This is a genomic window from Mesorhizobium sp. M7A.F.Ca.ET.027.03.2.1, from assembly GCF_003999175.1.
GTDB lineage: Bacteria > Pseudomonadota > Alphaproteobacteria > Rhizobiales > Rhizobiaceae > Mesorhizobium.
This window is the reverse complement of the sequence record NZ_RZOM01001035.1, coordinates 1-2210: the sequence shown is the minus strand read 5'-3', so window position 1 is coordinate 2210 and position 2210 is coordinate 1. Positions and strand designations below refer to the sequence as shown.

The 2210-nt window shown below is 65.6% G+C and carries 1 protein-coding gene and 1 pseudogene; both read left to right on the top strand.

The genetic code is table 11. The features are described from left to right. Positions 1 to 1808: NAD(P)-binding protein (locus EN750_RS30750; RefSeq protein WP_127398974.1), on the top strand; the 1808-nt coding region annotated here is incomplete at its 5' end. Between the two features lie 82 nt (positions 1809 to 1890). Beyond that, a pseudogene (locus EN750_RS30745) lies at positions 1891 to 2210 on the top strand (response regulator); the annotation flags it as partial.

Genomic DNA, 2210 nt, shown 5'->3' with positions numbered 1-2210 from the left:
AGATGGCAGAGGCCATGCACCAGCATGGCGCGCTGGCCGGCATCCAGCTGGCCTATTCGGGCATCAACGGTCCCAACCTCTACACCAAGGAGGTACCGCGCGGACCCTCGGCCCTGCCGATCCGAACCTTCACCAACGATCCGGTCCAAGCGCGCGCCATGGACAAGCAGGATATACGCGACCTGCGCCGCTGGCACCGCAATGCCTTCAAACGGGCCAGGCTGGCGGGCTTCGATCTGGTCTGCCTCTACGGCGCGCATGGCTTCGGCATCATCCAGCACTTCCTGTCCACCGCCACCAACCAGCGCAGCGACGAATATGGGGGCTCGCTGGAGAACCGCTCGCGGTTGATGCGTGAGCTGATCGAAGAGGGCAGGGACGCCATCGGCGACACGTGCGGCCTGACGCTGCGGCTGTCGCTGGACGAGATGATCGGCGAGCTCGGCTTTGCCAATTCCGAAGTGCGCGACATGATCGAGATGCATGCCGATCTGCCCGACCTCTGGGACCTGGCGCATGGCGCCTGGGAGGACTGCTCGGGGCCGTCGCGGTTCAAGGAGGAGGGCGCGCAGGAGAGCCTGGTGTCCGGAATCAAGACGCTGACCTCCAAGCCGGTCGTCGGTGTCGGCCGCTTCACCTCGCCGGATGTGATGGTGAAGATGATCAAGTCCGGCACGCTGGACTTCATTGGCTGCGCGCGGCCGTCGATCGCTGATCCCTTCCTGCCGAAGAAGGTGGAAGAGGGGCGGATCGAGGACATTCGCGAATGCATCGGCTGCAACATCTGCATCACCGGCGACATGACCATGTCGATCTCGCGCTGCACGCAGAACCCGACCTTCATGGAGGAGTGGCGCAAGGGTTGGCATCCCGAACGCATGCAGGCCAAGGGCGACAGCGACAGCGTGCTGATCGTCGGAGCCGGCCCCGCCGGGCTGGAAGCCGCCAGGGCACTCGGCCTGCGCGGCTACCAGGTGGCCATCGCCGAAGCCGGAACCGAACTCGGCGGCCGCGTGGCGCGCGAGTGCCGCTTGCCTGGTCTCTCGGCATGGGGGCGTGTGCGCGACTACCGCCAGTACCAGATCAGCCAGATGTCCAATGTCGACGTCTATTTCGAAAGCCGGCTGTCGGCCGAGGAAATCCTCGCCTTCGGCTTCCAGAACATTGCCATCGCCACCGGCTCGACATGGCGCCGCGATGGCGTGGCGCGCGCGCATGTCGTGCCGATGCCGGCGGACCGGGCCATGCCGGTCTACACGCCGGACGATTTGATGGGCGGCAATGTGCCGACCGGAACTGTCGTGCTGTTCGACGACGATCACTATTACATGGGCGGCGTTCTGGCCGAGCTGATGGCGCGCCAGGGCGCGAGGGTGACGCTGGTGACACCGTCGGCCTATGTGTCCGACTGGACCCGCAACACGCTGGAGCAGGGCGCCATCCACCGCCGGCTGGCCGAACTCGGCGTCGATATCGTGCTGAACCGGACCGTGACCCGCATCGTGGCGGGTGGGGTTGTCACTGCGTGCGCCTATACGGGCGCCCGAAGCGACATTGCCGCGGACGCCGTGGTGCTGGTGACGTCGCGCCAACAGGACGACGGCGTCTGGCGCGAGTTGAAGGCGCGGCGGGACGAATGGGCCGATAGCGGCATCCGCTCGATCAAGGTCATCGGCGACGCCGAAGCGCCGGGTCCGATCGCCTGGGCAACCTATGCCGGCCACCGCTTTGCGCGCGAGCTGGATGAAGCCGATATCGGCGACGCACTGCCCTTCCGCCGCGAGGTCACGGCGCTGGCGGTGGATTAGGCGCCTGCGGCGCGGTCAGCGAATATTGGGTTGTTCAACCATACTGCATTGCACAATTCCTTCGCTTGGTCACAATGCAGGCATGGTTCGAACCGCACTCGCCGTCCTGGTGATCGATGAAAACCGCATCCGCGCCGCGATCATCGAGGCGGGGTTGCGCGAGGCCGGCCATGAGCGAGTCACCGTCATTCATGACGTGACCGGCATTGCGCGGCGGATCGCCGAGGTCGAGCCCGACGTCATCGTCATCGATCTCGAGAATCCGAACCGGGACATGCTGGAAAACATGTTCCAGCTGTCGCGCGCCGTGAAACGGCCGATCGCCATGTTCGTCGACCGCTCCGACCAGGCCTCGATCGAGGCCTGGTCGGAGCGGTCGACGAACATGGCGATCGGCCGTTT